Below are 26,664 nucleotides of genomic sequence, written 5' to 3' on the forward strand. Positions count from 1 at the left end.
CCTGCTGGATGACGTGTCGGCCCGAAAGCGTTGTCGGGTCAGATCAATTCGAGAATGGTCGCATTGGCCATGCCGCCGGCCTCGCACATCGACTGGAGACCGTATCGAATTCCGTTGTCGCGCATGTGATGTGCCAGGCGAGTCATCAAGATCGCACCTGATCCGCCGAGTGGGTGGCCGACCGCGATAGCGCCGCCGAGCGGATTCACACGATCGATGGCTGCGCCGGTTTCAGCCTGCCAGGCAAGCGGGACGGGGGCGAATGCCTCGTTGATCTCGAAGGCGCCGATGTCGTCGATGGACAACCCGGAGCGGTCCAGTGCCTTTGCGGTGGCGGCAATCGGACCGGTGAGCATGATGACCGGGTCGTCGGCTGCGACCACTGCGGTGTGAATACGAACGAGCGGCTTCCAACCGCGTGCCCGGGCGTACTCGCTGGTCGTGACGAGTGTGGCGCCCGCCCCGTCGGAGATCTGAGAAGAGTTGCCGGCGTGGATGACACCGTCGGCGTCGAAGGCCGGGGGCAACTTCGCGAGCGACTCCAGACTTCCGCCTCGCCGAATGCCTTCGTCCTGGGACAACCCGGCGATCGGAGTGATCTGCCCGGTGAATGCTCCAGCATCGGTGGCGCTGGCCGCGAGTTCGTGTGAGCGGAGGGAATATTCGTCCAGAGCCGTTCGTGTGAGCGCCCATTTCCGGGCCATCATCTCGGCGCCGGTCCCCTGGCTGAAACTGTCCACACCGTAGCGTTCGAGTACCGAAGCCGGGAAATGCTCACCGTTCTTGCTGGCGGTTCCCATCGGAACTCGCGACATCGATTCGACGCCTCCGGCTACGACCACGTCGTTCTGACCGGAGATGACGGTGGCCGCAGCAAAGGAAACTGCCTGCTGGCTCGATCCGCAGGCCCGGGTCAATGTGACGCCGGGAACGCTGTCGGGCCAGCCGGCGGCGAGTGCCGCTGTGCGGGCGATGCTTCCGGCCTGTTCGCCGACCTGACTGACGCATCCCCAGATCACGTCGTCGACCGTGGCCGCGTCGAGTCCGGTCCGTTCAGCGAGTGCACGCAGTACATGTGCGGACAGTTCGGCCGGATGGATCTCCGAGAGGGCGCGTCCTCGACGGCCGATCGGTGTACGTACTGCGTCGACGATGACGGCATCTCGCATGTATCTCTCCTGCTGTTCGTGCCCGGTGTTGCGATTGTGCGGTCGGGGCGTACCTCGAGTCGATCACGAGCGGGTCGACCCGGCAATGTCTTTCGGTGAATGGCTTTGTTAGCGAATGGCTATACGTGGAGCATTCAGCCGCGGATGAGCTTGCGATCGCGCTCGGGATTGGCGAAGACGAGGACCAGAACCGCGGCGACGACTCCGATGATGCCGATTGCCTGGAAGGACTGGGCGTAACCGTCGGCCGGGGTTGCTGCGTTGTCCACGATGACTCCCGTTGCGTAGGGAGCAATCAGGCCGCCGATCGACATGATGGCGAGGAAGAATCCCATGGTGCCTGCAGTCTGCTGCGGCGGGCACAGTTCGGAGATCGCAGCGTTGATGAGCGGGAAGGTGATTGCCGAGAATCCGTAGCCTATCGAGACCATGGCGACAGCGACGATGGGAGTGGAGATCTGTGGCAGGAACAGGAGAATCGATCCGCAGATCAGAACGCCGACGCAGGGAACGATGACGCGAACCGTGCGAGAGGTGAAGCCGCGGCCGATCAACTTGTCCGTGACGGAACCGGAGGTGATCATGAGGACAAGGCCGACGATCGAGGGCAGCGCGAACATCGAACCGGCTTGCATCGCACTGTATCCGAGGCCGACCTCGAAGTACGACGGCAACCAGGTGAGAACGACGGTGGTCAGTGCGTAGATGGTGGCGATGAGGAAGCAGCAGCTGACGAAGGTGCGGGAGAGCAGGATCTTGCGCCACGGAACGTTGGGCTCGGTGACTGCCTTCGTTGCCGTCCCGGTCGCCTCGGTTGCTTCTGTATCTGCAGTCTTGGTCGCCTTGACGGCCTTGCTCGTGTACGGGCCTTCGGACCAACCGGCCAGCCAGCAACCCATCCACACGAGTCCGAGGACAGAGAGCGAGAGAACCGCTGCGCGCCAGCCGTAGTGAACGGCGATGAAGGTCAGTACGGGCGCGAGGGCGATCTTCGCGACGGAGGCGGATCCGGCGAGCATTGCACCGGGAAGGCCGCGCTTGGCCGGCGGGTGCCACGAGTACGCGGCGGTGTGCATCAGCGCCGAGCTGGGGCCTTCGGCGAATCCGAGGAGCATGCGCGAGACGATCAACATCGCGAGGCTGGCACCGAGAACGAGGGGGAGCATGACCACGGACCAGATTGCGGCCAGGATCAACAGCGCCCAACGTAGGGTCAGGTACTTGTTGAGCGGTCCGGCGAGAAATCCGCCGATGCAGAACATCAGGAAGAACAGCGAGCCGACCATGCCGATTTGCGAAGACTTCAGTCCGAGCTCGCGAGCGAGGGGCTGAGCGATGATTCCGAGGACTGCTTTGTCCGCGTAGTTGACGATGTAGAGGAAGACGACGAGCCCGGTCATCGTCCACGCACGCTTGCGGGTACCGAAGACGGGGACTGCTGACGAATCTGGCGTTGCTGTTGCTTCGGGCTGGACGTCGTTACGCTGTGGCGCGATGGGGGTCACGTGGCGTCCCTTCGAGACTGGTGGGCGGATGCGATCGTGCTCGAAGCGCGGCCTCGAAGCGATCGATGGTGTTGTGTTTGCCGGCTGACCCATTCAACGTGTTCTGGATCACTTTGAGCAATGTCGCGTCGATGATCGGAACGATAGCGGTTGCCTATGTATCGCAGGTCAGGCCATATTGGTACGCCCTATCGGACGCATAGCCGATGAGTGTTGGATCGAATGCGGAGCCTTGAGGCAAGGTGAGATCAGGATCACCCTGTTCCCTTGACCGACTGGAGTTCATACATGCAGCGCACCGTGTTCAACGAGGATCACGAGGCATTCCGGGCTACCGTCCGCGATTTCATCGCGAAGGAAGTAACCCCGGTCCACGAGAAGTGGGAAGGGGACGGTCACCCGCCCCGCGACTTCTACCGACGACTCGGAGAGCTTGGCGTACTCGGAATTCAGGTGCCGGAGGAATACGGCGGAGGCGGCGAGAAGTCGCTCAAGTTCAACGTCGTCGTCGCCGAGGAGGTTGCTGCCGCCGGGGCGTCTTTCGGCTCGCAGTCGGTGCATACGAACCTGATCCTGCCCTACCTGCTCGAGTACGCGAACGACGAGCAGAAGAGCCGCTGGTTGCCGGGCTTCGCCTCCGGCGATCTGATGTTCGCGATTGCGATGACCGAACCGGGAACAGGGTCGGATCTGGCGAACATCGCGACGACGGCCAAGCTGTCGGAGGACGGTACGCACTACGTGGTCAATGGTTCCAAGACGTTCATCACCGGCGGGGTACTTGCCGATCGCGTCCTGGTGGTGTGCCGCACCGCGCCCAGCACGGCGGAGAACCGACGCACCGGGCTGTCGATCCTGGTGGTCGACACGTCGTCGCCCGGATACTCGGTGGGGCGCAAGATCAACAAGATCGGTCTCAAGACCTCCGACACTGCGGAGCTTTCGTTTGTCGACGTACAGGTACCCGTCGAGGACCGGCTCGGAGAAGAGGGCGACGGATTCAGCTATCTGACCCACAACCTCGCTCAGGAGCGATTGACCATCGCTTTCGGAGCGGCCGCCACTGCCACTGCAGCGCTTCGCTTTGCCATCGACTACGTCAAGGACCGCAAGGTGTTCGGTAAGCCCGTCGCGGCATTCCAGAACACCAAATTCGTTCTGGCCGAATGTGCTACCGAGGTTGATGCCATCCAGCTGGTGTCCGACAACGCACTCGAATGTCATGACCGCGGCACTCTGACGATTCCCGACGCCGCGAAGGCGAAACTGTTCTGCACCGAGGCGGCAGGTCGAGTGATCGACAAGTGCCTCCAATTGCACGGCGGGTACGGCTACATCACCGAGTATCCCATCGCGCGTCTTTACGCAGACACGCGTGTCACACGAATCTACGGTGGCACAAGTGAAGTCATGAAGACCATCATCGCGAAGGATCTTGGTCTCTGACGCACTCTCGACATGTTTTCGGCCTCGGAACATTTGTTCCGAGCAGGTGGGCGCCGTCGAACGAGGCTGGGTTCGCGGCAGCCAGATAACTTCCGATTCGAGGCTGATCGAGTGCAGAGAACATCGGGTTGTTCTCCAGTTCACCGGAATTCACCACTTCCTCGAAACTGCGGTACCTCTCGAACAGAACCGACGATGTGTCCAGCGCTGCAGCGATCTCGGCGCCGCTGTGTTCCCGGAACCAATGTGAGAACAGAGCAGTGAGTACCTCTCGATGACGGTAGCGATCCGCTTCGGTGGAGAAGTCGGCTCCGAGTGCAGCTTCGACGGCGTCGACAGCCGCCGTGGTGCCGGTGACCGACGCAAGGTCGCGGAAATGGCGGGTAGTGAGTGCAACGATCATGAACTGTTCGTTGTTGCTGGAGACGAAATCGATTCCGTACGTGCCGTAGACGGCGTTTCCGCCGGACTCGCGACTGCGACCGTTCACTTGGACTTCGGTGAGGTAGCCGAGGGTTCCCGCGGTGGCCAATGCGACGTCTTCGAGTGGCAGCGTGATCTGCGTGCCGTGTCCGGTCGAGTCACGTTGGCGCACTGCGGCAGTTATCGACAGGGCGGCGTAGAGCCCGCAGGCGACGTCCCAGGCGGGCAGTGCGTGGTTGACAACTCCGGCGTAGTCGGCGGGGCCGGTGATCTGTGGAAATCCCAACGCGGCGTTGACCGTGTAATCGACCCCGGGGCTGCCGTCGCGGCGTCCGAGAACCTCGAGGGTGATGACGTCGCTACGCAACTGGGCCAGGGAGTCGTAGCTCATCCAGGTGCGACCGCCGGCATTGGTGACCAGGATTCCGCCGCCAGGTCCCGGAGCCGTGACCAGTTGGCGAATCAGTTCTTGACCGCGCTCGGCGCGCATGTCCACTGACAGTGACCGTTTGCCTTTGTTGAGTCCGGTCCAGTAGATGCTTTCACCCGTGTCGGTGACGGGCCAGCGTTTGTAATCGGAGGCACCTCCGATCGGGTCGATCCGGATCACCTCGGCGCCGAGCTGGGAGAGAGTCAGTCCGCACAGGGGTGCGGCGACAAAGCTCGAGACCTCGACGATGCGAAGCCCGGACAGCGGGCCTTGGGTCTGAGTCATCTGTGATCCTTCGTGGTAGAAGAGTGTGCGATCATGCCATCAACACGGTGAAACGCCAGTCGAGAACCGGAGTCTGTGTTGCAGAAGCATTGTGGGAGAACACGAGCGAACGCAGTTGCACTGCGGTTCCGTGTTCGAGGGGCGACGAACTTTCGACGTGCAGTTCGCTCGTGAGGGTGTCGCCCTCGTGAACGGGCCCGGTGTGATCGCACGAGTGCCATCCGAGAACCGTCACCACATTGGGCAGAGCGCGAGTTGCCTGGGCAAGTGCAATTCCGATGGTGTGGCCGCCGTAGACGAGGCGACCGTGGGTGCCGACGCGATCGTCGTGGTGCGTCGCTGCGATGTTCAAGCTCAGCCGGGCAAGTTCGGGTGCACTGGTGACGACGTCGCCGCTGCTACGGAATACCGAGCCCACCAAATCCGACTCGAAGTGCCTGCCGGGTACCCGATCTCGATATGTGTCGAGGTCCCAACCGTCAGGTGATACGTACGGCGCCGGTTCGGACGGACCGATCACGGAGAGGCCGTCGGCGTGGCGAGTTCTCGTCTCGATCGGGTCGGGGTTCAGTGGGAGCATGGCGCAGCGGTAGAAGTCGAGGACCGTGTTGCCATTCTGATCAGCGGACGTCATCCGTAGCGCGGCAAGTCCGGTGGCGCCGCGTCCCGGCTTGGCCGAGTTCTCGCGTAGACCGACAACCTCGGTGCGCGTGTACAGGGTGTCACCGAGTACCGGGAAACGGTGGAATCGCAGTCCACGGTAGAAGAGGTTTGCCTTGACGTGGTGTGTGACCACGGTTGACTGGCCGATGGCGACGTCGGTGACCAGTCCTGGATTCGCCACTGGTGCAGCGGAACCTGTGACGCTCGACGACAGATGTGCGTCGAGGGGGAGCCGCATGCGGTCACCGAGGATCGACTGATGGGAGGCGGCGAGTCCACTGGTCAACGTCACCGCTGGTGCTTCGTCGAAGATCTGACCGTGGGTGAGTTCGTCGAAGTACGGTCCTCCCACGTAGTGCTCGCTCATGCGGTGACTCCTTCGGCTCGGGCAAGCGTACGACGCGCTGCCACGGCCACTGCTTCGTCGAGCATTTGGCCGTCGAGCTGGGCGGCGCCGGAACCCAGGGTTTCGGCTTCTTCGAGTGCGGTCAATACCCGTCTGGCGTCATTGACGGCGTCGTCCGAAGGAGTGAATGCGGTAGTGGCCGAGTCGATCTGCGCCGGGTGGATGACCCATTTGCCGTCGAACCCGAGAGCGCTGGTCCAGTGCGCGGCGCGGCGGAAGGCGTCGTCGTCGGTGATGCCGAGAAAGGGTCCGTCGATGGCGGCGACGCCGGCTGCGCGGCAGGCGATCAGGATTCTGTCCTGGACGGCAAGCCAGTGTTCCGGCAGTGCCGAGCGTGAGCGACCCAGCGCTGCACCGAGATCGGCGTATCCGATGATCGCGGCCTGCAGACGAGGAGTCGCGCGGGCGATGGAGTCGGCATTCTGGACGCCGAGCGGAGTTTCGATCAGGGCTTGCAGGGTGGTGTGGTGCCCACCGGCAGTGAAGAGAATGCGCTCGGCCTCGAGGAGTTCGTCGGCGGACTCGACCTTCGGGACGATCACGCTCGTCAGCGATTCTCCGAGGGTGCCGCAGGCGATCAGGTCGTCGCGGGCCCATGGCGTGGTGAGGCCGTTGATTCGGACCGAGATGGTGCGCGCCCTACCGAACTCGTGCACCAAGGAACTCACGAGGGTTCGCGCAAGGTCCTTGTTCGCCGAAGTGACGGCATCTTCGAGGTCGAGAATCACCTCGTCTGCGTTCGAAGAGAGTGCCTTGCGGGCCTTGCGCTCGTCTGAACCCGGAGCGACCAGGGACGCACGGCGTCTGGTCGCGCGGTAGTGGTTCTCGTCCATAGTGTGTCGATTACCTCGATCTGGTGATCAAATGTACGGCCAGTTGCGAAATAGATGTGCTGCCGTGAACGGCGTTGATGTGCAGCGAACTGCCTCGATGCTGGCAGTTGCTGCGTATCGATGTCAAGGCGCGGTATTGACATTGCGCGAACAATATCGAAATATGGCCGTACAAACTTATTTCAAGTCGAGGCGGATTCATGCTCAAGCTCAACGACGAAGAGACATTCCTGATCGAAACCGTGCGCCGGTTCGTCGACCGAGAGGTCAAGCCCACGGTCCAGGAGGTGGAGCACGCGAACGAGTATCCCGAGAAGTGGATCGATCAGATGAAGCAGATCGGGATCTACGGCCTCGCGATTCCCGAGGAGTACGGCGGATCGCCGGTGTCCATGCCCTGTTATGCGCAGGTGACGCAGGAACTGTCGCGCGGATGGATGTCCCTGGCAGGAGCGATGGGTGGACACACAGTGGTCGCCAAGCTCATCTCGCTGTTCGGTACCGAAGAGCAGAAGGTGAAGTACCTGCCGCGAATGGCAACCGGCGAGATCCGGGCAACGATGGCCCTCACCGAGCCCGGCGGTGGTTCCGATCTGCAGGCCATGACAACCAATGCCAAGAGCGACGGCACAGATCTGGTCGTCAACGGCGCCAAGACATGGATCACCAATGCCCGCCGATCCGGCGTGATCGCCTTGCTGTGCAAGACCGATCCAAGCGCAAGCCCTCGTCATGCGGGCATCTCGATCGTTCTCGTCGAGCACGGCGAAGGCCTGACCGTGTCCCGCGACCTCCCGAAGCTCGGATACAAGGGCGTCGAGAGCTGTGAACTGTCCTTCGACAATTACCGCATCGCCGAGTCGGCCATTCTGGGTGGTACTCCCGGAAAGGGTTTCGGGCAGATGATGAAGGGGCTCGAGACCGGCCGTATCCAGGTGGCTTGCCGTGCACTGGGCGTCGCCACGGCCGCACTCGAAGATTCACTTGCGTACGCGCAGCAGCGCGAGAGCTTCGGCCAGCCGATCTGGAAGCACCAGTCGATCGGCAACTACCTCGCCGACATGGCAACGAAGCTGACGGCCGCGCGGCAGCTGACCTGGCACGCGGCGCAGATGTACGACAGCGGCGAGCGGTGCGACATGGAGGCAGGCATGGCCAAGCTGTACGCCTCCGAAGTGGCGATGGAAATCGCGTTGTCCGCCGTCCGCATCCACGGCGGTTACGGCTACTCGACGGAGTACGACGTCGAGCGGTATTTCCGTGATGCACCACTGATGATCGTCGGGGAGGGAACCAACGAAATTCAGCGCAACGTGATCGTTTCGCAGCTGGTTGCCCGCGGCGGTCTGTGACGGACCGGTGAGCAAGTAGGATCATGTCGCTATGAGCGGTAAGGAAAGAGAGACGGAGCCGGCGTACCAACGCCTCTCTCGTGAGCTTCGTCAGCAGATCTCTGCCGGTACCTACCGCGACGGCATTCAACTGCCCACCGAATCCGAACTGGCGCAGCATCACGGCGTGAGTCGGCAGACGGTCCGCCGAGCCTTTCACGATCTTGTTGCCGAGGGCATCGTGTACCGAGTACCCGGGCGCGGAACTTTCGTGACCGAGAACAGCGGCCGCTACCTCCGTCATCTCGGATCCATCGAAGATCTCATGAACCTTTCGCGGGACACGACGATGGAAGTGGTGTCACCGCTGCAACGGCGCGTGGACATCGAGGCGGCCAGTCGACTTCGGCTCGACACCGACGTCGTGTACACCGTGGTCTTCCGACGGATACACGAGGGAGTTCCGTTCGTGCAGACGACGGCGCATCTGCCGGAGGCGATAGCTCGGCAGATCATCGACCTGCCCGCCATGGCGGCCGGTGCGGTGAGCGCCAATACGGTGATCGGTCTGCTGGAACCGCTGATCGACAGTCCGATTGTCGAAGCAGCACAATCGATCACGGTGTCCCCGGCAACGGCAGACGTTGCCAGGGATGTCGATTGCGAGATCGGCCACGCCATGTTGCGGGTGGACCGTTTGTACTCCAACGCGCAGGGCGTTGCCAACGAGTTGTCGGTGAGCTATTTCTTGCCGGAGCAGTACACGTATCGGGTCACGCTGCGCCGCGGCGCACATTAGCGCTGCACTTTTCTTTGCTGTTCAACACCTTTCAGGAGAGAACTATGCGAATTTTCAACGGAATCGACGAAGTTGAGACGGCTGTCGGTGAGCACTTGGGCTACAGCGCGTGGTTTCCGGTCACACAGGATCGGATCGACAAGTTCGCCGACGCCACCGAGGATCACCAGTGGATTCACGTGGATCCCGAGCGCGCAGCGCAGGGTCCGTATGGCGGCACCATCGCCCACGGCTATCTGACTCTTTCGTTGTTGCCGGTGCTCGGCGCTCAGGTGATGCGTGTCGACGGAATCTCCATGACCGTGAACTACGGCAGCAACAAGGTGCGATTCCCCGAACCGGTCAAGGTCGGTTCTTCGGTGCGGGCAGGTGCGGAGATTCTTTCCTTCGAGCGCACCGCGAAGGGCGCGACGATTGTCGTGCGGTACACGATCGAAATCGAAGGAGCAGGTAAACCTGCGCTGGTGGCGGATACCGTGCGCCTGTTGGTCTCCTGAATCCTTTTCCATTCTTCCAGAACGAGATTCGAGGTCAGTTGTGAAACGAGCAGCATTGGTCGCGCCGGTCAGAACCGCGGTGGGCCGTTTCGGAGGGGCACTTCGTGACGTGCCTGCGGAAAGTTTGGCTGCCACTGTCGTCAAGGAGACCGTGCGTCGTAGCGGAATCGATCCGTCCCGCATCGACGACGTCGCGATGGGGCAGTCGTATGCCAATTCGGAGGCACCGTGCATCGGAAGGTGGGCGGCGCTCGAGGCCGGGTTGCCGATTTCGGTAGCCGGCTTCCAGACGGATCGCCGATGCGGAACGGGTCTGCAGGCCATCGTTACCGCGGCCATGATGGTCCAGACGGGTGCTGCCGACGTGGTTCTCGCGGGCGGCGTCGAATCGATGAGCGGGATCGAGCACTACACCACCGGAGCGCGGTGGGGCACCAAATCCGGTGGGCTGCAACTGTTCGACCGCCTCGATCGTGGTCGAGAGCGCTCGCAACCCGAGTGGCGTTTCGGCCGAATCAGCGGAATGATCGAAACGGCCGAGAACGTCGCGACACGCTGCGGGATCACGCGGGAAGAGTCGGACGCCTTCGCCGTCGAGAGTCACCGAAAAGCTACACTGGCAAGAGAATCCGGCCGATTCGATGCCGAAATCGTCGCCGTCGAACTGACGGATCGAAAAGGGAACGTCACACAGTTTCGTGCTGACGAGGGGATCCGTCCGGATACCTCACTCGAAACCCTGGCACGGCTGCGTGCGGTGTCCGAGGGAGGCGTCGTGACCGCCGGTAACGCCAGCCAACAGAATGACGCTGCGGCAGCGATGTTGGTGGTCGCCGAGGATCGCCTGGACGAGCTGGGGCTGGAACCCATCGGGTTCCTCGACAGTTGGGCCGCGGCCGGTTGTGAACCGGCGCTGATGGGCCTCGGACCGGTTGCCGCCGTCTCGAAACTGTTTGCTCGCACAGGGGCAGGCTTTGCCGACTTCGATCTGGTCGAGCTGAACGAGGCGTTTGCGTGCCAGGTTCTCGGCGTCGTGAAGGAATGGGGTTTCGAGGACCTCGATCGACTGAACGTCAACGGTTCCGGCATCTCGCTCGGGCACCCCGTGGGAGCGACGGGTGCGCGTATGGCAACAACCGCGCTTCACGAACTCGGCCGTCGCGGCGGCGGAAAAGCGCTGTTGACCATGTGTATCGGCGGTGGCCAGGGCATGGCAGCCGTGGTGGAGTCTGCCTGACGAGGTTCGCTTCTGGGTACACTTGCGGCGGGGGATCGGAAGTTCTACGGAGGCAGTCGGTTGACGAATGCAGGCGCAGCAGACACCAGTGGCGCGCTGAGCGTCGAGGATGTTCGTCGCGCCAGGGCTGCACTCGAGGGTCTCGATGTCACCAGTTGGTCCGGTCGCTTCGAGCTTCTCTCCGACGCCAACCGTCTGCGTCTGTTGCTCTGCCTTCACCACGCACCGGGTATCTGCGTCACGGATCTGTCCGTGGCGCTGGGGATGAGCGGCACAGCCGTCTCACATGCGCTGCGGCTACTGCGTAGCCAGGGGTGGGTGAGCGCGACGCGCGACGGCCGATCGATGCGATACCAACTGGCAGACGACACCGTTCACCAGCTGTTGCATTCGATCGGCGCCACACATTTTCACGACGAGACACCCACCCCCGGGCACACGCACAGCTGAGCGTCTCTCAAGGAGTCGCGAAGAACTTCTCGACGGCCGGCGCAGCGTTCGGGTTTCCGTTGGTGATTCCCGCGCCGACTCCGGCAACCGTGCCGATGACTCCACCGACGATGCAGCCGGCGATGAAGTTCGGGAAGATCGACAGGCAGCCGATTCCGACGCCGAGGTTGGCTCCGATGAGCGTCGACTGCACGCCGCCGTTGTTCCAGCCGATATTGACCTCGTTGGCCATCGTGTCGAACGCGGCTTGCTTCGGATCGTTACCGGGGAAGAGCATCAACGCCGCCTGGCTGTTCGACTCGGCGGTCGGTGTCAGTAGGGGTTGGGACGGATCGAAGCCCGCATTCGGGGGCGCTGCGACCGCGGTGCCGGCTCCGGCGCCGACAGCGGCGACGACGAGAACGGACATGGTGAGAGTTCGGGACAGTTTCATGGGGACGGCCAATCTGTCTGTGTGGAACCAGTCGTGAATGGTGGCGGTGCAGTTCGTCAGCCTGAACTCCACCGTCTGGATCGATCGTGCGGACCTCCTCGGGCACAACGGGACCCGTCGTCTCCGCGCGACGGGCCGTGTTTGGTGGCTACCCGACTCAGGGGGCCCTGAAACCGCCCAGTCTCATTCGTTTTTCGACAACCGCGCGCGCAATTCTTCGACCTCGGCAGTAAGCCGATCGACCTCGGCTTGCAGGGGTTGGCGTGCCAGAGCGAGGGATTCGTCCATGCGCTCCTTGTCGAAGCGAGGTGTGATATTTCGACTGCAGTTCCAGTCGAACGCTTCGACCTCGACGACGATGGAGCGCTGCGCTTTTGCTGTCATGGTGCCGCCGGGGACCTGCAAGAGTTGTTGCAGCAGTTCAGGGTCCTCGTCCGCTTCGATCACGTGTGCACGCCCGTAGATCTTCAATCTCGTTCGCGTCGGGTAATCGATGACGAACAGCGAGATGCGATTGTTCTCTTCCAGATTGCCGAGCGTCACGAACTGCTGATTGCCGGGGAGATCGGCGAATCCGATTCGATTCGGGCCCAACACATGCAGGAATCCGCGCGGGCCGCCGCGATGTTGGACGTACGGCCAACCGTCGGGCGTCACAGTGGACATGAAGAAGGAATCCACGGATTTCACGAATCCCTGAGCGCGGAAATCGAATTCCATCGGGCCTTCGTCGGGCTGATCGAGCTTTGAACCGTAGACGGTGAAACTCCCGGTCGACCGCTGACGCTCCACCGCAGCGGGGGAGAAGGCGATGTGTGCGTATCGGGTCGACATTCTTTATCTCCTGGTGCTCAGTGCCAGCGGTGGTCGGCAACGGCAGTTCGCGGACCGAATTTGGGTTTGACGGCTTGGCCGCTGACCTGCAGAAGCCTCACGGCACGGTATCGATGCGGTTGGAGGGGAGCGAGGTACTGCACCATCTGGGCGTCGTCGATCGGTTCACCCAGGAGCGACCAGCCGATGACCGCAGCGAGGTGGTAGTCGCCGACCGAGAGTGCGTCCGAATCGCCGAAGGCGCGCTGAGCCACTTCCGCGGCAGTCCAGATCCCGACGCCGGGCACCGCTCGCAATCGTTTGGTCGCTTCGGCCCGGGGGAACGATGACGCCTGCTCGAGGCGGTCGGCGACCCGAGCGCACTGAACGATCGTCTTGGATCTCGCGGGATCGACATTTGCGCGATGAAACTCCCACGACGGCATTCGTCGCCATTGGTCCGCGGTGAGTGGAACTCGCATTCCGTCGGGCGCGGGGCCGGGTGGGCGCTCCCCGAATTTGGTCAGCAGCCGGCGCCATGCGGCAAACGCGTCGATGCCGTGGACGCGTTGCTCGAGGATCGCGGGAACGAGGGCTTCCATGACGCGTCCGGTGCGGCCGATGCGCAGATGAGGGAAGCGTCGATGAGCTTCGGCGAGCTTGGGATGCTCGGGCGCAAAATCTTCGGCCTCGTCGTCGAGACCGAGCAGAGCTTCGGCGCCGGTCAGAAATTCCGTGGCGCCGGGACCCCAGCCCTGTACCCGGACCGTATGGCGATCCGACTGCGTGATGCGGTAGGTCACAGGACCCGAAAGTTGGCGGGAAACTCGCCAGATCGCTCCGTCGGCTGACCGTCGATGTGCGGGGTCGCCGGGTCCGCGCTGATGCGGGCTGAGCGTCAGCGCGGCATCGAGCGGTCGCTGAGAAGTCACCGTGACTTCGTCGACCGGAGATAGCGGCGTCATCGAGGTCAGCGTATCGCCACCGTCCATCCTCCGTTAAGGCGTGTGTCGGTGGCGCAACGTATTGTCCGAGCCATGATCATCGTGAGCACCGACGGATCCTGTCTGCGAAACCCCGGCGGGGCTATCGGCTGGGCGTGGGTCAATCACGAGGGTCCGAGCATGTCCGGCGGAGAAGCGTCCGGCACCAATCAGATTGCCGAGTTGCGTGCGCTCTTCGAGGCCGTCGTCGCCCATCCCGGTGCTGATCCTCTGCTCATCGAATCCGACTCGCAGTACGCCATCAAGTGCGCGTCGGAATGGCTGCCGAGTTGGAAGCGCAAGGGCTGGAAGACCGCGAGCGGCGGGGCGGTCAAGAACCTGGAACTGGTGCAGAGCATCGACCGAGCCATCACCGATCGAGTCGGTCCGGTGCGCTTTCGTTGGGTGCGCGGGCACGTCGGCAACCACTACAACGAAATGGCAGACAAGCTGGCCGGCGAAGCCGCACGCGCCATCGTCTCGGGGGACATCGCATCGGTCCCGCTTGCTGCCCCGGTGAAGAAGGAACCGACCGCCGTGAACTCCCCTTACAAGGAGAAGTCCACGACGGCCGAAGAACCGGCAGATCTGTTCACACTTTTCTGAGCGGTTCAGAAACCGTCGGCAACCTGAACCAGTGCCCGGCCGGTGTACTTGCCTTCGCGTACCTGATCGATCACCGAGACGACGTCACGGACGGCAACGAGGTTCGTGATCTCCTTCAGATGACGTGGGGCCAAGTCGGAGCCCAGACGGGCCCACAGCGCGCGACGGGGTTCGATCGGCATCAATACCGAGTCCATGCCCAGCAGTGAGACTCCGCGGAGAATGAACGGCAGCACGGTCGTAGGCAGCGCGGCGCCGCCGGTCAATCCGCTGGCGGCCACAACACCGCCGTAGTTGATCGTGCTCAGAACGTGAGCGAGGGTCTTTCCACCGACGCAGTCGACGGCCGCCGCCCACTGAGATTTTCCGAGCGGGCGAGGCTTGGCGTCGGGATCTTCGGGGAGCCGGCCGATCACCGAAGACGCACCGAGTGACGTCAGAAGGTCTGCCGCGCCTGGCTTACCGCTGGAGGCGACCACGTCGAAGCCTGCGCTTGCCAGAAGGTCGACGCTGACGGTGCCGACTCCGCCGCTCGCGCCCGTCACCAGGACGGGACCGTCGGCGGGCTTCACTCCGCTGGCCAGAATGGCTTGGACGCTCATGGCTGCGGTGAATCCTGCCGTGCCGATCGCAGCAGCGTCGGCGGTGGAAATGCCGTCGAGCTTCACGACCCACTCGGCAGGCAAACGGGCGATCTCGGCGTAGCCGCCGTTGCGGGCGGTCCCGATCTCGTAGCCATGTGCGACGACCTTGTCTCCCGGGGCGAATGCGTCGGACTCGGAGGCAATGACCTCGCCGGCGACGTCGATGCCGGGGACGATCGGGTACTCGCGGACCACCCCGCCTTTCGGCGTGACCGCGAGCGCGTCCTTGTAGTTGACGCTCGAATACTCGACGCGAATGGTGACCTCACCTGCCGGGAGGAAGGATTCGTCGACGGTTTCGGGGGCGAAGTCGATGGTGCCGTCGCTTTCGCGGGCGACCCAGGCGTTGAAAGTAGTCATGGGTCGAACATAAAGGCCTTCGGTCCTGTGCGCCTTTTCGGTAGTGCGAACTACCGGAAAGGCGCACAGGGGCGGAGCCCCTAGATCAACACAGGGGCGGAGCCCCTAGATCAAGCTGCCCTCATGCACCGCTCGATCGAAGGCCGGCAGCGGACTACCGTCGCGCAGGGTTGTCGCCAATGCCGGATCGGCGAGGTGGAGACGGCCGATCGCGATCAGATCGAACTCTCCACTGCCGATGCGCTCCTCGAGCTGTGGGATGTTGTCGACGACAGGGGCGACGCCTTCGATACGGCTGTCCCGCAGCGACTTTCCGATACCGACGCTGCCGACGGCCATCGTGACGGCGCCGGTCAATTTTTTCGCCCAGCCGGCCAGCGAGAGATCGCTGCCTTCGAAGGCGGGGACGTCGAAGCGCCTGATGCTGGCATCGAGAACGTCGACTCCGGCGTCGACCAGCGCGCCCAGGATGACGCCCAACTCCTCGGGGGTCTCCGCGATCTTCGCGGTGAAATCCTGCTGCTTGTGCTGCGAGAAACGGTAGATGATCGGCAGATCCGGTCCGATGGCCGCGCGGATCGCAGCGACGACGGCGGCCGGGAACTCGGTTCGACGCTCCAGGTCGCCGCCCCACGCGTCGTCGCGCTGGTTGGTGCCCTCCCAGAAGAAGGAATCGAGGAGGTAGCCGTGACCGCCGTGGATCGCGATACCGTCGAAGCCGAGTTCGACGGCGTGCTTCGCGCTACGGACATACGCGTCGATGACGTCCTGGATGTCTTGCTCGGTCATCGCTTCGGTGCTCGCCTGCGCGCGTTCGACGTAGGCCGCGGAGTACGAGGTGACGCCGAGCGGACCCCACTCGCCCGAGGGACGCATCGGCTTGAGCGAAGGGTCCATCTGCGTCATCGCGCCCCACAGAGGCCCGACGTGCCAGAGCTGAGGCACGATCTTGCCGCCAGCAGCGTGCACGTCGTCGACTACCTTGCGCCATCCGGCCTGAGCAGCGGGAGTGTGGAGGTTGGGGACGTTGGCGTGGTCGACAGCAGTCTCGTGATCGATCGCGACGCCTTCGGTGACGATCAGTCCGGTACCGCCCTCGGCGCGTCGGCGGTAATAGTCGGCGACGTCGCGGCCAGGCACGCCCTCGATGGAGTACGTGCGCGTCATCGGCGACATGACTATGCGGTTGGACAATTCGAGCGAACGGATGCGGAGCGGTTGGAACAGCGGGTTGGTCACTTCGTCACAGCGCTTTCATGAATCGGAAGAATCCGGGGTCCTGGTCGACACGGAGCCGGGTGAGGGTTCGGTAGCTGATCAGCCACTTGCCGTCTTCTTTGCGGTATTCCTCGTGGTAGTGGCCGTAGCCGTGCAGGTGTAGTTCTTTCTCGCCGTCGTTCCACCACAGCATGTCTTCCATCGCCCAGATACCGGTTGCGGTGGTGGGTGACGTCAGCACGATTTCGGGAGTGTGTGCGTGGTGCGCCGTGGTGAGGGGGATGTCGCCGTCGAGCATGTTCCGAATTGCCGCGGTGAGTTTGTCGATGCCCACTACCTGGTTCGAGGTGTCACCGGTCTTGGGTTGCTTGTCTGTCGGGAGTCCGCCCCACGTCTCGCTGACGACGTCTGCGGTGTGCAGGGTTGGGTAGACGTGCCACTGCTTGGTGTCCATGCAGCGTAGGCGCGCGGCGAAGACACGTTTGATTTCCTCGATTGCGAGCAGTTCCTCGACGGCACTGATCGATCCCACTTCGGACTCGGCCTGAGACATTCAACCTCCAACGGTGATCGGCAAGATGGGTTCACATTCGGGTGCTCAGCGCGGGCCGTCAACGACCTGTCCCGGTGAGCGCGACGGCACTCGGTATGGTCGAGCGAACGAAAGGGGTGTCAGACGTGTGTACCGAAGAGGTCCCATCGACCGGACCGGAGGAGATCGCCGAGGTTCGGGCTTTCTGGCGCGAGTTGGGTGTTCCTGGCGTGATCGACGTCCATACCCATTTCATGCCGAAGAGCGTCATGGACAAGGTGTGGGGCTACTTCGATTCAGCGGGACCGATGATCGGTCGACCATGGCCGATCGCGTACCGACTTGCCGAGGAGGAGCGGGTACACCGTCTCCGCGAGTTCGGTGTCCGGGCTTTCACGTCGATGATCTRCCCGCACAAGCACGCGATGGCCGAGTGGCTCAATCAGTGGGCCGTCGAATTTGCCGCGCAAACACCTGATTGCCTGCACACGGCCACGTTCTATCCCGAGGAGTCGGCGGCGTCGTACGTCGGAAAGTCCCTGGAGTCGGGCGCGCGAATCTTCAAGTCCCACATCCAGGTCGGAAACTACGATCCGAACGACCCTCTGCTCGACAAGGTCTGGGGTCAGCTCGAGGACTCCGAGACGCCCATCGTGATTCACTGTGGATCGGGACCGGCGCCGGGGGAGTACACGGGACCCGATCGCATTGCTTCGCTGCTCGCACGGTACCCGCGCCTGTCTTTGATCGTCGCCCACATGGGGATGCCCGAGTACAGCGAATTCCTCGATCTGGCAGAGGCTTACGGCAACGTCCGCCTGGATACGACCATGGCGTTCACCGATTTCACGGAAGAGCAGTGCGCCTTCCCGAAGGCAGACGTTTCACGGCTCGTCGACATGCAGGACCGGATTCTGTTCGGTAGCGACTTCCCGAACATTCCGTACCCGTATCTCACAGCCTTGCAAGCGGTTACGCGCTTCGATCTCGGAGACGAATGGCTGCGAGCCGTCGTGCACGACAACGCTGCGAAACTCTTCTCGGTGAGCTGAGCCCACCGAGAAGTATTTCGCTCAGCGCAATTTGATGCTGCCGCCGTCGGCCATCAACGTCTGTCCGGTCATGTACTTGGAATCCTCGCTTGCCAGGAATACCACGACGGGAGCGATGTCGGTTTCGGGATCACCGATGCGTCCGAGAGGTACCTTGGCAACCGATGCGGCTGCGCGCTCGGGGAAGGCTTCCTGCCACTTGACGACGCCTTCGGTGGCGGCGAACGGGCAGACCACGTTGACCCGAATGCCTTCCGGCGCCCACTCGTTGGCGACGACGCGCGTCAGGCCTCGCACAGCTTCCTTGGCCGCAGCGTAGGACGTCTGGGTGGGCATTCCGTCCAAACCTGAACCCGATGCGAAGTTGACGACCGAACCCTTGGTCTTCGCGAGTTCGTCGTGGCACGCCTGCATGAGGTGGACAACGGGGTAGAAACCGGTGTTGAAGGACAGGTCGAACATGTCCTGCGTGGTTTCGAGCAACGGAGCCTGACGGGACGCGTGAGCGTTGTTCACCAGGATGTCGAGCTTGCCGAAAGCCTCGAGCGCGGCGTCACGGATCTGCTCGGCCGAACCGGCGGCAGCAAGGTCGACGTTCAGGAACTTGCCGGAGCCGGCCAGTTCTTGTTCGAGGGCCTGGCCCTGCTCGTCGTTGATGTCGACGAACAGGACCTTCGCGCCTTCACGGGCGAAGACTCGGGTGATAGCGCGACCGATTCCACCGGCGCCGCCGGTGACGATCGCTACCTTGCCGTTCAACCTCATGAAAACGCTCCTCTTCGTAAGTGCTGCTTAAACTGTTGCGGTCTCGTCGACTGCAAGTGCGATCTTTTCGAGGCCGGCGATGCTGTAGGCAGCGTAGGTTTCGTACGGCCCACGGCCGGAGAAGTAAGACGAGAGCTGGCCACCGAGTTCTTCGACGGTGAACGCGGATCCGGCTGCGTCGAAACGGTTCTCGACCTTGGGTGCTTCCATCAACGCCACCATCTTGCCGTAGACGACGAAGACCTGTCCGTTGATCTCGTCGGAATCGGGGGATGCGAGGTAGCTGACCAGGGTCGCGACGCGCTCGGGTGCAAGCGGATCGAGGCCGACGACGCCGGTGTTGTTCTCGCCGAAGGCTTCTGCCGTCATGGCGGTGCGGGCACGGGGGCAGATCGCGTTCGTGCGGACGCCGTAGCGGGAGAGACCTGCTGCGCTCGAGAGCGTCAGAGCGGTGATGCCGGCCTTGGCTGCCGAGTAGTTGGGCTGTCCGGCGCTGCCGAAGAGGAAGGCCTCGGAAGAGGTGTTGATGATGCGGCCGTAGACCGGTGCGTCGGCTGCCTTGCTGGCTGCGCGCCAGTGGACTGCGGCTGCGTGCGAGGTGGCGGCGTGGCCCTTGAGGTGCACGCGGATGACGTCGTCCCAATCGGATTCGGTCAGGTTGAAGATCATCTTGTCGCGCAGGATGCCTGCATTGTTGACGAGGATGTCGAAGGATCCGAAGTTCTTGACAGCCTCTTCGATGATGCGCCCGCCGAGCGACCAGTCGGAGACGTCGCCGGTGATGGCGAGTGCCTGTCCACCTGCGGCCTTGATCTCGTCGACCACGTCGTTGGCCGCTGCACCCATGTCGTTGACGATGACGGCTGCACCGGCAGCCGCGAGTCCGAGTGCTTCGGCGCGACCCAGGCCGGCGCCGGCGCCGGTGACGGCGGCAACTTTGCCTTCCAAGCTCAGTGATTGCGTCATGTCGTGCTCCTTCGATCCGGTCTGCCGGGTAGGTACAGCAAAATTAGTATTCATTCTAATTTGAAGTCGAGAGTTCGGCAGTCTTTCCGAAAAAATCATTCGAGCGAAATCAGAATTAGTTCTAGTTTTGAGCAGAAGTTTGACCAACTGAGGAGCAGTCTCACTCAGCGGGAGCGGTGATCTGGGTCACGAGCGCTGCATGCCACCTTGGGTCGACGCGGCGATCCCACCGCGTACGCGTTTGCGTCACCACCGATCCGCTCAGTTCTCGGCCGCATTCGTCGGCTCCAGGGTCGGATAGTTCTCACCGAAAACGCAGTACGGTCGGCCCCGAATTCACCGGGCCGGACATCAAGGAAGGCACCAGCAGTGTCACTGAATTTGGCAGATCTGTACGAGGGCATTTCGGATCTGATTCCGGACCGCACGGCGCTCGTGTGCGATGGCCGTCGTCGCACCTACGTCGAACTGGACGAGGGATCGAACCGCATTGCCCGCCACTTGGCGAGTGTCGGTGTCGGGCCGGGCGATCACGTCGCTCTGCACATGCGCAACAGCGTCGAGTTCGTCGAGAGTTTGCTCGGCTGCCTCAAGATTCGTGCGGTCCCGATCAACGTCAACTATCGCTACGTCGACGCCGAACTGACCTACCTGTACAACGATTCGCAGTCGGTGGCACTGATCGTGGACGAGGAGTTCGTTTCCGTCGTGGAGACGGTTCTCCCGGCCGCGCCCGGCATCAAGCACGTCGTTGTCGTCGGCGAGTCAGCCGTCCGCGATATCGAAGGCGTCGACGTCGTTCGATTTGCCGACGCCGCCGCGGAGCAGCCCGCCACTCGTGACTTCGCGCCCCGCAGCAACGACGACCTCTTTGTCATTTACACCGGCGGCACGACGGGGATGCCCAAGGGTGTCATGTGGCGTCATGAAGACTTCTACTTCGCGGCGCTCACCGGCGGAAATCCGTTCGGTCCGCCGCACACGACCGCACAGGCTCTGTTCGCCGCGGTGCCGAACGTTCCCGCGATGAACATGCTCAGTACCGCACCCCTGATGCACGGTGCGGCGTCGTACTCGCTGTTCACCGGATTCTTCATGGGCGCCAACGCAATTCTCATGGCGCGGTTCGACGCGAAGACGACCCTGCAGCTCGCCGGGAGTGAGAAGGCCGTCTCGATCACCGTCGTCGGAGACGCGATGGCCCGTCCGCTCGCAGACGAATTGGCAGCAAACGCAGCAGATTACGACCTCAGTACGGTCGGCATGGTCTCGTCCGGCGGGGCCTTGTTCTCGCTCTCACTGCGGGAGCAGCTCAAGTCGATACTTCCGAACCTGGTGATCCGCGACGGATTCGGCTCCTCGGAGTCGGGCGTCGACGGCAATCTCGAGATCGGCGAAGACGGCCTGATGCGCATCGCCGCTCGCGACGAGACCCGCGTCGTGGACGAAAGGATGCGGCCGCTGGAGCCGGGATCGCCCGAGACCGGTTACATCGCTCGCAGTGGTCACGTGCCGGTCGGTTACTTCAACGATCCGGTCAAGACCGCGGCTACGTTCCCGGTGATCGACGGGGTGCGGATGTCGGTGCTCGGCGACGTCGGGCGCGTGGAAGCCGACGGCTCGATCGTCCTGCTGGGGCGTGGTTCTCAGTGCATCAACACCGGCGGGGAGAAGGTGTACCCCGAAGAGGTCGAGCAGGCACTCAAGAGTCACCCGGCGGTGCTCGACGCTCTGGTCGCGGGAATTCCGGATGCGAAGTTCGGTGAGCGCGTCGCTGCGGTCATCACGACCCGCGAAGGCTTCGACGTCCCGGACGCTGCCGAGATCGGTGAGCATTGCGCGTCGCAGGTCGCTCGGTACAAAGTGCCGCGCACCGTCATGAACGTTCCGTCGATCAGGCGTTCTCCCAGCGGAAAGGCCGACTATCGCTGGGCCAAGGCCACTCTCGCCGAGCAAGTTTCCTAGTCCGGCCGGAGCCATCCAGCGCGTTTGTGAGGGACGCGTTGGGTGGCTCTGGTGCTCTAGCCTGTCACCGTCAGAACCAGCAGAGCGACGTTGAGTGCAACGATCAAGCCGGCCGCAATCCATGCCGCGACGGTCGTGAACGGGGCATTGCGCGCGTCGCCCATGAGTTCGGGGTCCGAGGTCATTCGCACCAGCGGGATGATCGCGAAGGGGATGCACAGGCTCAAGACCACTTGGCTGAGCACGAGTGCCAGCGTCGGGTCGACGCCGAGTCCGAGCACGATCAGTGCCGGGATGAGAGTGACGATTCGGCGTGTGATCACCGGAATGCGAATGGCCAGAAGACCATGCATGATCTCGGCGCCGGCCGCGCACCCCACGGAGGTCGACGCGAGTCCGGAGGCGAGGAGTCCGATCGCAAACACCACGGCTACACCCGGACCGAGTGAATTCTCGATCGCGGCATGCGCGCCGTCGATGGTGTCGGTGCCGGGTACTCCGCGCAGCGCCGAAGCGGCCAGAAGCAGCATGCCGATGTTCACGCCACCGGCGATGATCAACGCGACTACGACATCCCAACGGGTGACTTTGAGTAGTCGCTGCAACCGTGGCCCGGGTTTGATGTGGCCGTGGCGATCACGTGCCAATGCGGAGTGAAGGTAGATCGCGTGCGGCATGACCGTTGCTCCGAGCATGCTGGCGGCGAGCAGTACGGTCTCGGTTCCTTCGAAGCGGGGGACCAGTCCGGCGACCGCTTCGCTGCCGGAGACGTCGGTGAAGGCGAGCCCGGTCAGGAAGCCGATGGTGATGATGGCCAGCAATCCCATGACCACGAACTCGAAAGTGCGCTGTCCGCGCCGACTTTGGATCGTCAGGATCACCATCGACACGCATCCGGTGATCAACCCGCCGAGGAAGAGCGGGATGTTGAAGAGCAGGTTGAGTGCGATGGCGCCGCCGATGACCTCGGCCACGTCGGTCGCGATCGCCATCATCTCGGCCTGGAGCCAGAAGGCGCGGCGGTTGTTCTTACGCAGGCGCTGACCCAGCATTTCGGGCAAGGATCTGCCGGAGACCAGCCCGAGTTTCGCGGACAGGTACTGCACCAGGACGGCCATTGCATTGGCGAGTACCAGCACCCAGATGAGGAGGTAGCCGTACTTCGCGCCGGCGGTCAGGTTGGCGGCGACGTTACCCGGATCGACGTACGCGATTGCCGCGACGAACGCCGGACCGAGCAGGGCGATGGATCTTCCCGTGGGTCGTCGGCGCGGAGTCGTCGGCTCTTGCGTACTGGTGCTCATCGGTCTCCTGGTCACACGTGCTCGGACCTGTTGGTTCGAATATGTGAACTATAGAGTTCGGGGAGCCGAACTTTCAACAGCTGTGTGCGGTCAGCGACCGCAGAGGGTCCCTAACCGCGCACAGGGGTTAGGCAGTCACCCCGGCGGCCAGGAGAGCGCGGGCCTCGGGTCGGCCGTCGAGGAGGGCGTTGGTACGCAGTTCGACCTTCCACTCGCCGTCGGTCTTGATCAGTTCCCAGCGGTTCGCGGTGATGCGGAGGACCTTGAACCCCGTCGGGTTCTCGGGGTCCTTGATGACCAACTGCGAATGGCAGGTCGCGACGGCCTTGTTGCCGTCGATGCGGATGTGCGCGGGCGTCATCATGTGAGCCGCGCCGTTCATGATCCAGTTCTGGTGAGAGGCGCTGTGAACCATCGCGCGCAGTTCGCCGCGGCCGTGCATCGCGCCGGTGTCGACGTCGTAGACACCGTCCTCGAGCCACAGGTTCGCGACCTCGTCGGCTGATCCACTGTCGACGGCAGGGCTGTACGTGGTCAGCAGTTCGGTGATCGCGAGTTTGTCCTCGAGCAATTCCACTCGGGCGAGCAGAGATTCGATCAGGGCGGTCGAGTCGGTCATCGGTACGTCCTTTGTATAGGAAGGTTGACGAATCATGGGGTGGTGAAAGCGAAGCCCTCGGCGAGGGCGATTCGGTGAAGTTCTTCGAGTTGTTCGCAGTAGTGCTGGACGCTTCGAGCGCCGACCGAGCAACTGGCTATGGTCGCCCCGGCGTCACGGACGCGTGTCAAGGCGCGAAGGGCGGATTCGCGATTGCCGAGGGGGTCGAGCGGAGCACCGGCGGGAAGCACTACGTCGAATCCGTCGGGGAGCGTCGTGGCGTCGAGCATTTCCTTCAGTTCGGAGAATCGCAGCCCGAACGGCACCCACCCGTCGCCGTGTGTGGTGGCCCGGCGCAACGATCTCTTGGTCCGGCCGCCGATCCAGAGGGGCACACGTTTCTGGACGGCATGGGGTTCGACGACAAATCCGGAGTAGTCGTAGAACTCGCCGTGATACTCCGGAGTCGGAGTCGACAGTGATGCTCGAAGTGCTGCCAGAGCGTCGTCGGCACGTGCTCCTCGGTCGACGAACGGAGCATTTATGAGATCGAATTCTTGTTTCAGAGTCCCCACTCCGAGACCGAGTATCAGGCGTCCGTTGCTGACGCGATCAAGCGTTCCGTAGCGCTTGGCGATCTCGAGGGGGTGGTGATAACCCAGTACCAGCACCTGCGTCGCCAGGAGGATCCGCGACGTGCGTGCGGCCAGGTAACCCAGCGTGGCGAGCGGATCCCAATAGGTTCCGCCGCGTTCGGTGGCAATTTCTTCGGGAACCGCCACGTGTTCACTGCAGGTCAGATGATGGAAACCGAGTCGATCCGCCGTGGCAGCCACTGTGGCGATCTCGCCGATGTCAGCACTCGCCTCCCACTCCGAACGCGTGCTCGGGTGCTGAATCAGGACCGGCGTGACGATTCCCAGGTGCATCGGGCGTTTATAGCGCTCCCACCGACGCGGCGGCGGGTGAATTACCGCTGATCGGGATCGAAACGACCGATTCACTTTCCAGAAACTGTGACCTGGGTTATAGTCGGTAGAATCAATTCCAGTTTTCGGGAGGCGTCCATGACCATCGTTGACATGAACGACACACTGTCCACCGTCCAGAACGCCGCCGGGCACCCCAAGAAGGATCTGCCGCCGTCGATGGTCGAGCGGATGACATTGATTCTCGACGCCTTCGACGGCCGCGCCGCGCGGCTGACGCTGGAAGAAGTCGCGTGCCGCACTCAGTTGCCGCGGTCCACCGTCCACCGCATTCTCGATCAGCTCGTCAAGCTGGACTGGGTCGATCACGCATCGTTCGGCTACTGCCTCGGGCGCCGCGCGCTCGGCCTCGGTGGTGGCGACGGCGGCCACAGCCAGATCCGCGAAGCCGCAGCACCGCTTCTGCACGAACTGCACCTGCAGACCGGCATGGTCGTTCACCTGTCGGTGCTCGACGGACGCGAGAGCGTCTACCTCGACAAGGTCGGCGGACGATTCGCCGCGGCGCTGCCGTCCCGCGTCGGCGGCAGAGTGCTCGCTCATTCGACGGCCGGCGGCAAGGCGATGCTGGCATGGATCGACCCCGAGCGCGTCGACGCTCTGTTCGGGTCGGCTCTTCCCCGCTGCACCGAGAACACCATCACCGACGTCGCCGTGCTCCATCAGGAACTGAACCGCATCCGTCAGCGTCGGGGACTGGCCTTCGAACGCGGGGAGTCGGCGCGTGGAGTCGCATGTGTGGCTTCGGCAATTCGCGGACACGAGGGTCCAGTCGGCAGCATCGCGTTGTGTGGTGACATGCGGACCGCTCAGCTCGAGCGAGTTGCTCCGCTGGTCGTCGACGCGGCTCGCGAGGTCTCGCGGACGTTGTACCCCGAACTGGGTGCTCCTCGACGCGGCCGCAAGACGCCTCCCGTTCCGACCAATACGTTCTCGGCGGAGACGATGGATCGCCTGCTGGCAGCGTCGTCCGACCACTGGATCTGACGTATTTTGATCGACTTGTCTCGCTGATCGGGACGAGTCATAGCAGCTCAGCGGTACTGATGGCACCGTTCGGACCATGACGACTGAACTGAGCTACGAGGGAACCCTGAAGGAACTGCAGACCGATCTCGGTGTGCTCCGGTACCACGAAGCCGGCGACGGCCCGCCGCTCCTGCTGCTGCACGGTTCGGGCCCCGGTGTCACCGGTTGGCGCAATTACCGCGGCGTTCTCGCCGACTTCGCGGAGCACTTCCACTGCTACGTTCTCGAGTTCCCCGGATTCGGCGTCAGCGATCCCGGCCCCGACCACCCGATGATGATGGCGCAGGCATCGGTGGGGATGTTCCTCGACGGCCTCGGCCTCGGACCTGTCCACATGATCGGCAACTCCATGGGCGGCATCGTCGCCACCAAGGTCGCGATCGACGAACCGCACCGGGTGAGCAAGCTCGTCACCATCGGCGGCATGGGCAAGAACACCTTCTCTCCCGGCCCTGGTGAAGGCATCAAACTTCTCATGGAGTTCACCGACAACCCCACCCGCGAAGCTCTGGTCCGGTGGCTGCACTCGATGGTCTTCGACCGCGCGGTCGTCACCGAGCAGTTGATCGAAGAGCGCTGGGCTCTGGCCACCGAGCCGATGACGCTCGAGATCGCCCGACGGATGTACAGCAGCAAGGCCATGGCCGCCATGGGCGCGGCTGCCGCTGCGTCGACCGCCGTGCCGTACTGGGCGCAGCTGAACAAGATCAAGGCGCCGACGCTGTTGACCTGGGGACGCGACGACCGCGTCAGCCCCGTGGACATGGCGATACTGCCGATGCGCGACATCCCCAACGGCGAAGTTCACATCTTCCCCAACTGCGGACACTGGACGATGATCGAAGCCCGTGACGCCTGGGTCGCGTCCGTTCTGGCATTCCTGACGCGTCCAGAAGGCAAGTAAGGGGCTTCGCCCCCGTGCGCCTTTTTGGT

General features: G+C 63.1%; 27 protein-coding genes. 11 read left to right on the forward strand and 16 right to left on the reverse strand.

The window, feature by feature from the left end; all coding sequences use genetic code 11:
* Positions 1-38: 38 nt before the first annotated feature.
* Both AC1DWA_RS17885 and AC1DWA_RS17890 read right to left on the reverse strand, forming a co-directional pair.
* Entirely contained in the window at positions 39-1,169 is a 1,131-nt protein-coding gene (locus AC1DWA_RS17885; protein ID WP_046379329.1) for a thiolase family protein, read from the reverse strand.
* Between the two features lie 134 nt (positions 1,170-1,303).
* Positions 1,304-2,767, reverse strand: a complete 1,464-nt coding sequence (locus AC1DWA_RS17890; protein WP_019745400.1) for an MFS transporter — start codon at positions 2,765-2,767, stop codon at positions 1,304-1,306.
* Positions 2,768-2,962: 195 nt separating this feature from the next.
* Here AC1DWA_RS17890 and AC1DWA_RS17895 point away from each other — a divergent pair, with 195 nt between their 5' ends.
* On the forward strand, positions 2,963-4,120 hold the full coding sequence (locus AC1DWA_RS17895; RefSeq protein ID WP_046379328.1) for an acyl-CoA dehydrogenase family protein: 1,158 nt from the start codon (positions 2,963-2,965) through the stop codon (positions 4,118-4,120).
* On the opposite strand, the gene AC1DWA_RS17900 is transcribed toward AC1DWA_RS17895, so the two are convergent.
* The 3 genes from AC1DWA_RS17900 to AC1DWA_RS17910 are packed head-to-tail and all read right to left on the reverse strand — an operon-like array spanning position 4,095 to position 7,160.
* Positions 4,095-5,258: a CoA transferase gene (locus AC1DWA_RS17900; RefSeq protein WP_477916873.1), complete on the reverse strand. Its 1,164-nt coding sequence runs from the start codon at positions 5,256-5,258 to the stop codon at positions 4,095-4,097. The genes AC1DWA_RS17895 and AC1DWA_RS17900 overlap by 26 nt on opposite strands.
* Before the next feature lie 31 nt (positions 5,259-5,289).
* Positions 5,290-6,288, reverse strand: coding sequence for a MaoC family dehydratase (locus AC1DWA_RS17905; protein WP_477846493.1), 999 nt, complete (start codon positions 6,286-6,288; stop codon positions 5,290-5,292).
* Positions 6,285-7,160 (reverse strand): HpcH/HpaI aldolase/citrate lyase family protein, encoded by an 876-nt coding sequence (locus AC1DWA_RS17910; RefSeq protein ID WP_477846494.1) that lies wholly within the window; start codon positions 7,158-7,160, stop codon positions 6,285-6,287. The genes AC1DWA_RS17905 and AC1DWA_RS17910 overlap by 4 nt, the downstream gene beginning before the upstream one ends.
* A gap of 200 nt (positions 7,161-7,360) precedes the next feature.
* Between AC1DWA_RS17910 and AC1DWA_RS17915 the strand changes: the two genes are divergently transcribed.
* From AC1DWA_RS17915 to AC1DWA_RS17935, 5 genes are read left to right on the forward strand one after another with little or no spacing between them, the layout of a single operon-like run.
* Positions 7,361-8,512: an acyl-CoA dehydrogenase family protein gene (locus AC1DWA_RS17915; RefSeq protein WP_019745395.1), complete on the forward strand. Its 1,152-nt coding sequence runs from the start codon at positions 7,361-7,363 to the stop codon at positions 8,510-8,512.
* 31 nt (positions 8,513-8,543) lie between these two features.
* Positions 8,544-9,290, forward strand: coding sequence for a GntR family transcriptional regulator (locus AC1DWA_RS17920; RefSeq protein WP_003940169.1), 747 nt, complete (start codon positions 8,544-8,546; stop codon positions 9,288-9,290).
* 44 nt (positions 9,291-9,334) lie between these two features.
* Positions 9,335-9,787, forward strand: a complete 453-nt coding sequence (locus AC1DWA_RS17925) for a MaoC family dehydratase (protein WP_003940415.1) — start codon at positions 9,335-9,337, stop codon at positions 9,785-9,787.
* Positions 9,788-9,827: 40 nt separating this feature from the next.
* Positions 9,828-11,024 (forward strand): acetyl-CoA C-acetyltransferase, encoded by a 1,197-nt coding sequence (locus tag AC1DWA_RS17930; protein WP_069145568.1) that lies wholly within the window; start codon positions 9,828-9,830, stop codon positions 11,022-11,024.
* 60 nt (positions 11,025-11,084) lie between these two features.
* A complete protein-coding gene (locus AC1DWA_RS17935) occupies positions 11,085-11,474 on the forward strand; it encodes an ArsR/SmtB family transcription factor (RefSeq protein WP_019745393.1) in 390 nt (129 codons plus the stop codon).
* A 7-nt stretch (positions 11,475-11,481) separates the two neighbouring features.
* Here AC1DWA_RS17935 and AC1DWA_RS17940 read toward each other — a convergent pair whose 3' ends face one another.
* The 3 genes from AC1DWA_RS17940 to AC1DWA_RS17950 all read right to left on the reverse strand — a co-directional run bounded on the left by AC1DWA_RS17940 (position 11,482) and on the right by AC1DWA_RS17950 (position 13,712).
* Entirely contained in the window at positions 11,482-11,979 is a 498-nt protein-coding gene (locus AC1DWA_RS17940; protein WP_020970854.1) for a hypothetical protein, read from the reverse strand.
* A gap of 111 nt (positions 11,980-12,090) precedes the next feature.
* Positions 12,091-12,741 carry a pyridoxamine 5'-phosphate oxidase family protein gene (locus tag AC1DWA_RS17945; protein ID WP_019745391.1) on the reverse strand — a complete coding sequence of 217 codons (651 nt, stop codon included), beginning with the start codon at positions 12,739-12,741 and terminating at the stop codon, positions 12,091-12,093.
* 17 nt (positions 12,742-12,758) lie between these two features.
* Positions 12,759-13,712, reverse strand: coding sequence for a DNA-3-methyladenine glycosylase family protein (locus AC1DWA_RS17950; RefSeq protein WP_477846495.1), 954 nt, complete (start codon positions 13,710-13,712; stop codon positions 12,759-12,761).
* Between the two features lie 45 nt (positions 13,713-13,757).
* Between AC1DWA_RS17950 and AC1DWA_RS17955 the strand changes: the two genes are divergently transcribed.
* The gene (locus AC1DWA_RS17955) at positions 13,758-14,309 is read left to right on the forward strand and encodes a ribonuclease H family protein (RefSeq protein ID WP_007729467.1); all 552 of its coding nucleotides are present in this window, start codon (positions 13,758-13,760) and stop codon (positions 14,307-14,309) included.
* A 5-nt stretch (positions 14,310-14,314) separates the two neighbouring features.
* Here the strand turns inward: AC1DWA_RS17955 and AC1DWA_RS17960 are convergent, their stop codons facing one another.
* The 3 genes from AC1DWA_RS17960 to AC1DWA_RS17970 form a co-directional block, all read right to left on the reverse strand.
* On the reverse strand, positions 14,315-15,313 hold the full coding sequence (locus AC1DWA_RS17960; RefSeq protein ID WP_019745389.1) for an MDR family oxidoreductase: 999 nt from the start codon (positions 15,311-15,313) through the stop codon (positions 14,315-14,317).
* Positions 15,314-15,418: 105 nt separating this feature from the next.
* Complete coding sequence (locus AC1DWA_RS17965) at positions 15,419-16,552, reverse strand: oxidoreductase (protein ID WP_283384135.1); 1,134 nt, start codon at positions 16,550-16,552, stop codon at positions 15,419-15,421.
* A gap of 4 nt (positions 16,553-16,556) precedes the next feature.
* Complete coding sequence (locus AC1DWA_RS17970) at positions 16,557-17,084, reverse strand: nuclear transport factor 2 family protein (RefSeq protein WP_019745387.1); 528 nt, start codon at positions 17,082-17,084, stop codon at positions 16,557-16,559.
* A gap of 125 nt (positions 17,085-17,209) precedes the next feature.
* On the opposite strand from AC1DWA_RS17970, the gene AC1DWA_RS17975 reads away from it, so the two are divergent.
* A complete protein-coding gene (locus AC1DWA_RS17975) occupies positions 17,210-18,115 on the forward strand; it encodes an amidohydrolase family protein (RefSeq protein ID WP_477916875.1) in 906 nt (301 codons plus the stop codon).
* 21 nt (positions 18,116-18,136) lie between these two features.
* Here AC1DWA_RS17975 and AC1DWA_RS17980 read toward each other — a convergent pair whose 3' ends face one another.
* Together AC1DWA_RS17980 and AC1DWA_RS17985 are read right to left on the reverse strand one after the other, a co-directional pair.
* Entirely contained in the window at positions 18,137-18,880 is a 744-nt protein-coding gene (locus tag AC1DWA_RS17980) for an SDR family NAD(P)-dependent oxidoreductase (protein ID WP_019745385.1), read from the reverse strand.
* A gap of 27 nt (positions 18,881-18,907) precedes the next feature.
* Positions 18,908-19,846: a 3-oxoacyl-ACP reductase gene (locus AC1DWA_RS17985; RefSeq protein WP_007729451.1), complete on the reverse strand. Its 939-nt coding sequence runs from the start codon at positions 19,844-19,846 to the stop codon at positions 18,908-18,910.
* Positions 19,847-20,215: 369 nt separating this feature from the next.
* Here AC1DWA_RS17985 and AC1DWA_RS17990 point away from each other — a divergent pair, with 369 nt between their 5' ends.
* Positions 20,216-21,811 carry an acyl-CoA synthetase gene (locus AC1DWA_RS17990; RefSeq protein WP_020909202.1) on the forward strand — a complete coding sequence of 532 codons (1,596 nt, stop codon included), beginning with the start codon at positions 20,216-20,218 and terminating at the stop codon, positions 21,809-21,811.
* Between the two features lie 56 nt (positions 21,812-21,867).
* Here the strand turns inward: AC1DWA_RS17990 and AC1DWA_RS17995 are convergent, their stop codons facing one another.
* From AC1DWA_RS17995 to AC1DWA_RS18005, 3 genes are all read right to left on the reverse strand, one after another.
* Entirely contained in the window at positions 21,868-23,115 is a 1,248-nt protein-coding gene (locus tag AC1DWA_RS17995) for an Nramp family divalent metal transporter (protein ID WP_021345600.1), read from the reverse strand.
* 127 nt (positions 23,116-23,242) lie between these two features.
* Positions 23,243-23,734, reverse strand: a complete 492-nt coding sequence (locus tag AC1DWA_RS18000) for a nuclear transport factor 2 family protein (RefSeq protein WP_003939809.1) — start codon at positions 23,732-23,734, stop codon at positions 23,243-23,245.
* Positions 23,735-23,766: 32 nt separating this feature from the next.
* Positions 23,767-24,642, reverse strand: coding sequence for a TIGR03619 family F420-dependent LLM class oxidoreductase (locus AC1DWA_RS18005; RefSeq protein WP_046379321.1), 876 nt, complete (start codon positions 24,640-24,642; stop codon positions 23,767-23,769).
* A 138-nt stretch (positions 24,643-24,780) separates the two neighbouring features.
* Here AC1DWA_RS18005 and AC1DWA_RS18010 point away from each other — a divergent pair, with 138 nt between their 5' ends.
* Both AC1DWA_RS18010 and AC1DWA_RS18015 read left to right on the forward strand, forming a co-directional pair.
* Positions 24,781-25,689, forward strand: coding sequence for an IclR family transcriptional regulator (locus tag AC1DWA_RS18010; RefSeq protein ID WP_195790777.1), 909 nt, complete (start codon positions 24,781-24,783; stop codon positions 25,687-25,689).
* 76 nt (positions 25,690-25,765) lie between these two features.
* A complete protein-coding gene (locus AC1DWA_RS18015; protein WP_477846496.1) occupies positions 25,766-26,635 on the forward strand; it encodes an alpha/beta fold hydrolase in 870 nt (289 codons plus the stop codon).
* Positions 26,636-26,664: the final 29 nt, after the last annotated feature.

Source organism: Rhodococcus sp. P4_F3_2 (assembly GCF_056401335.1).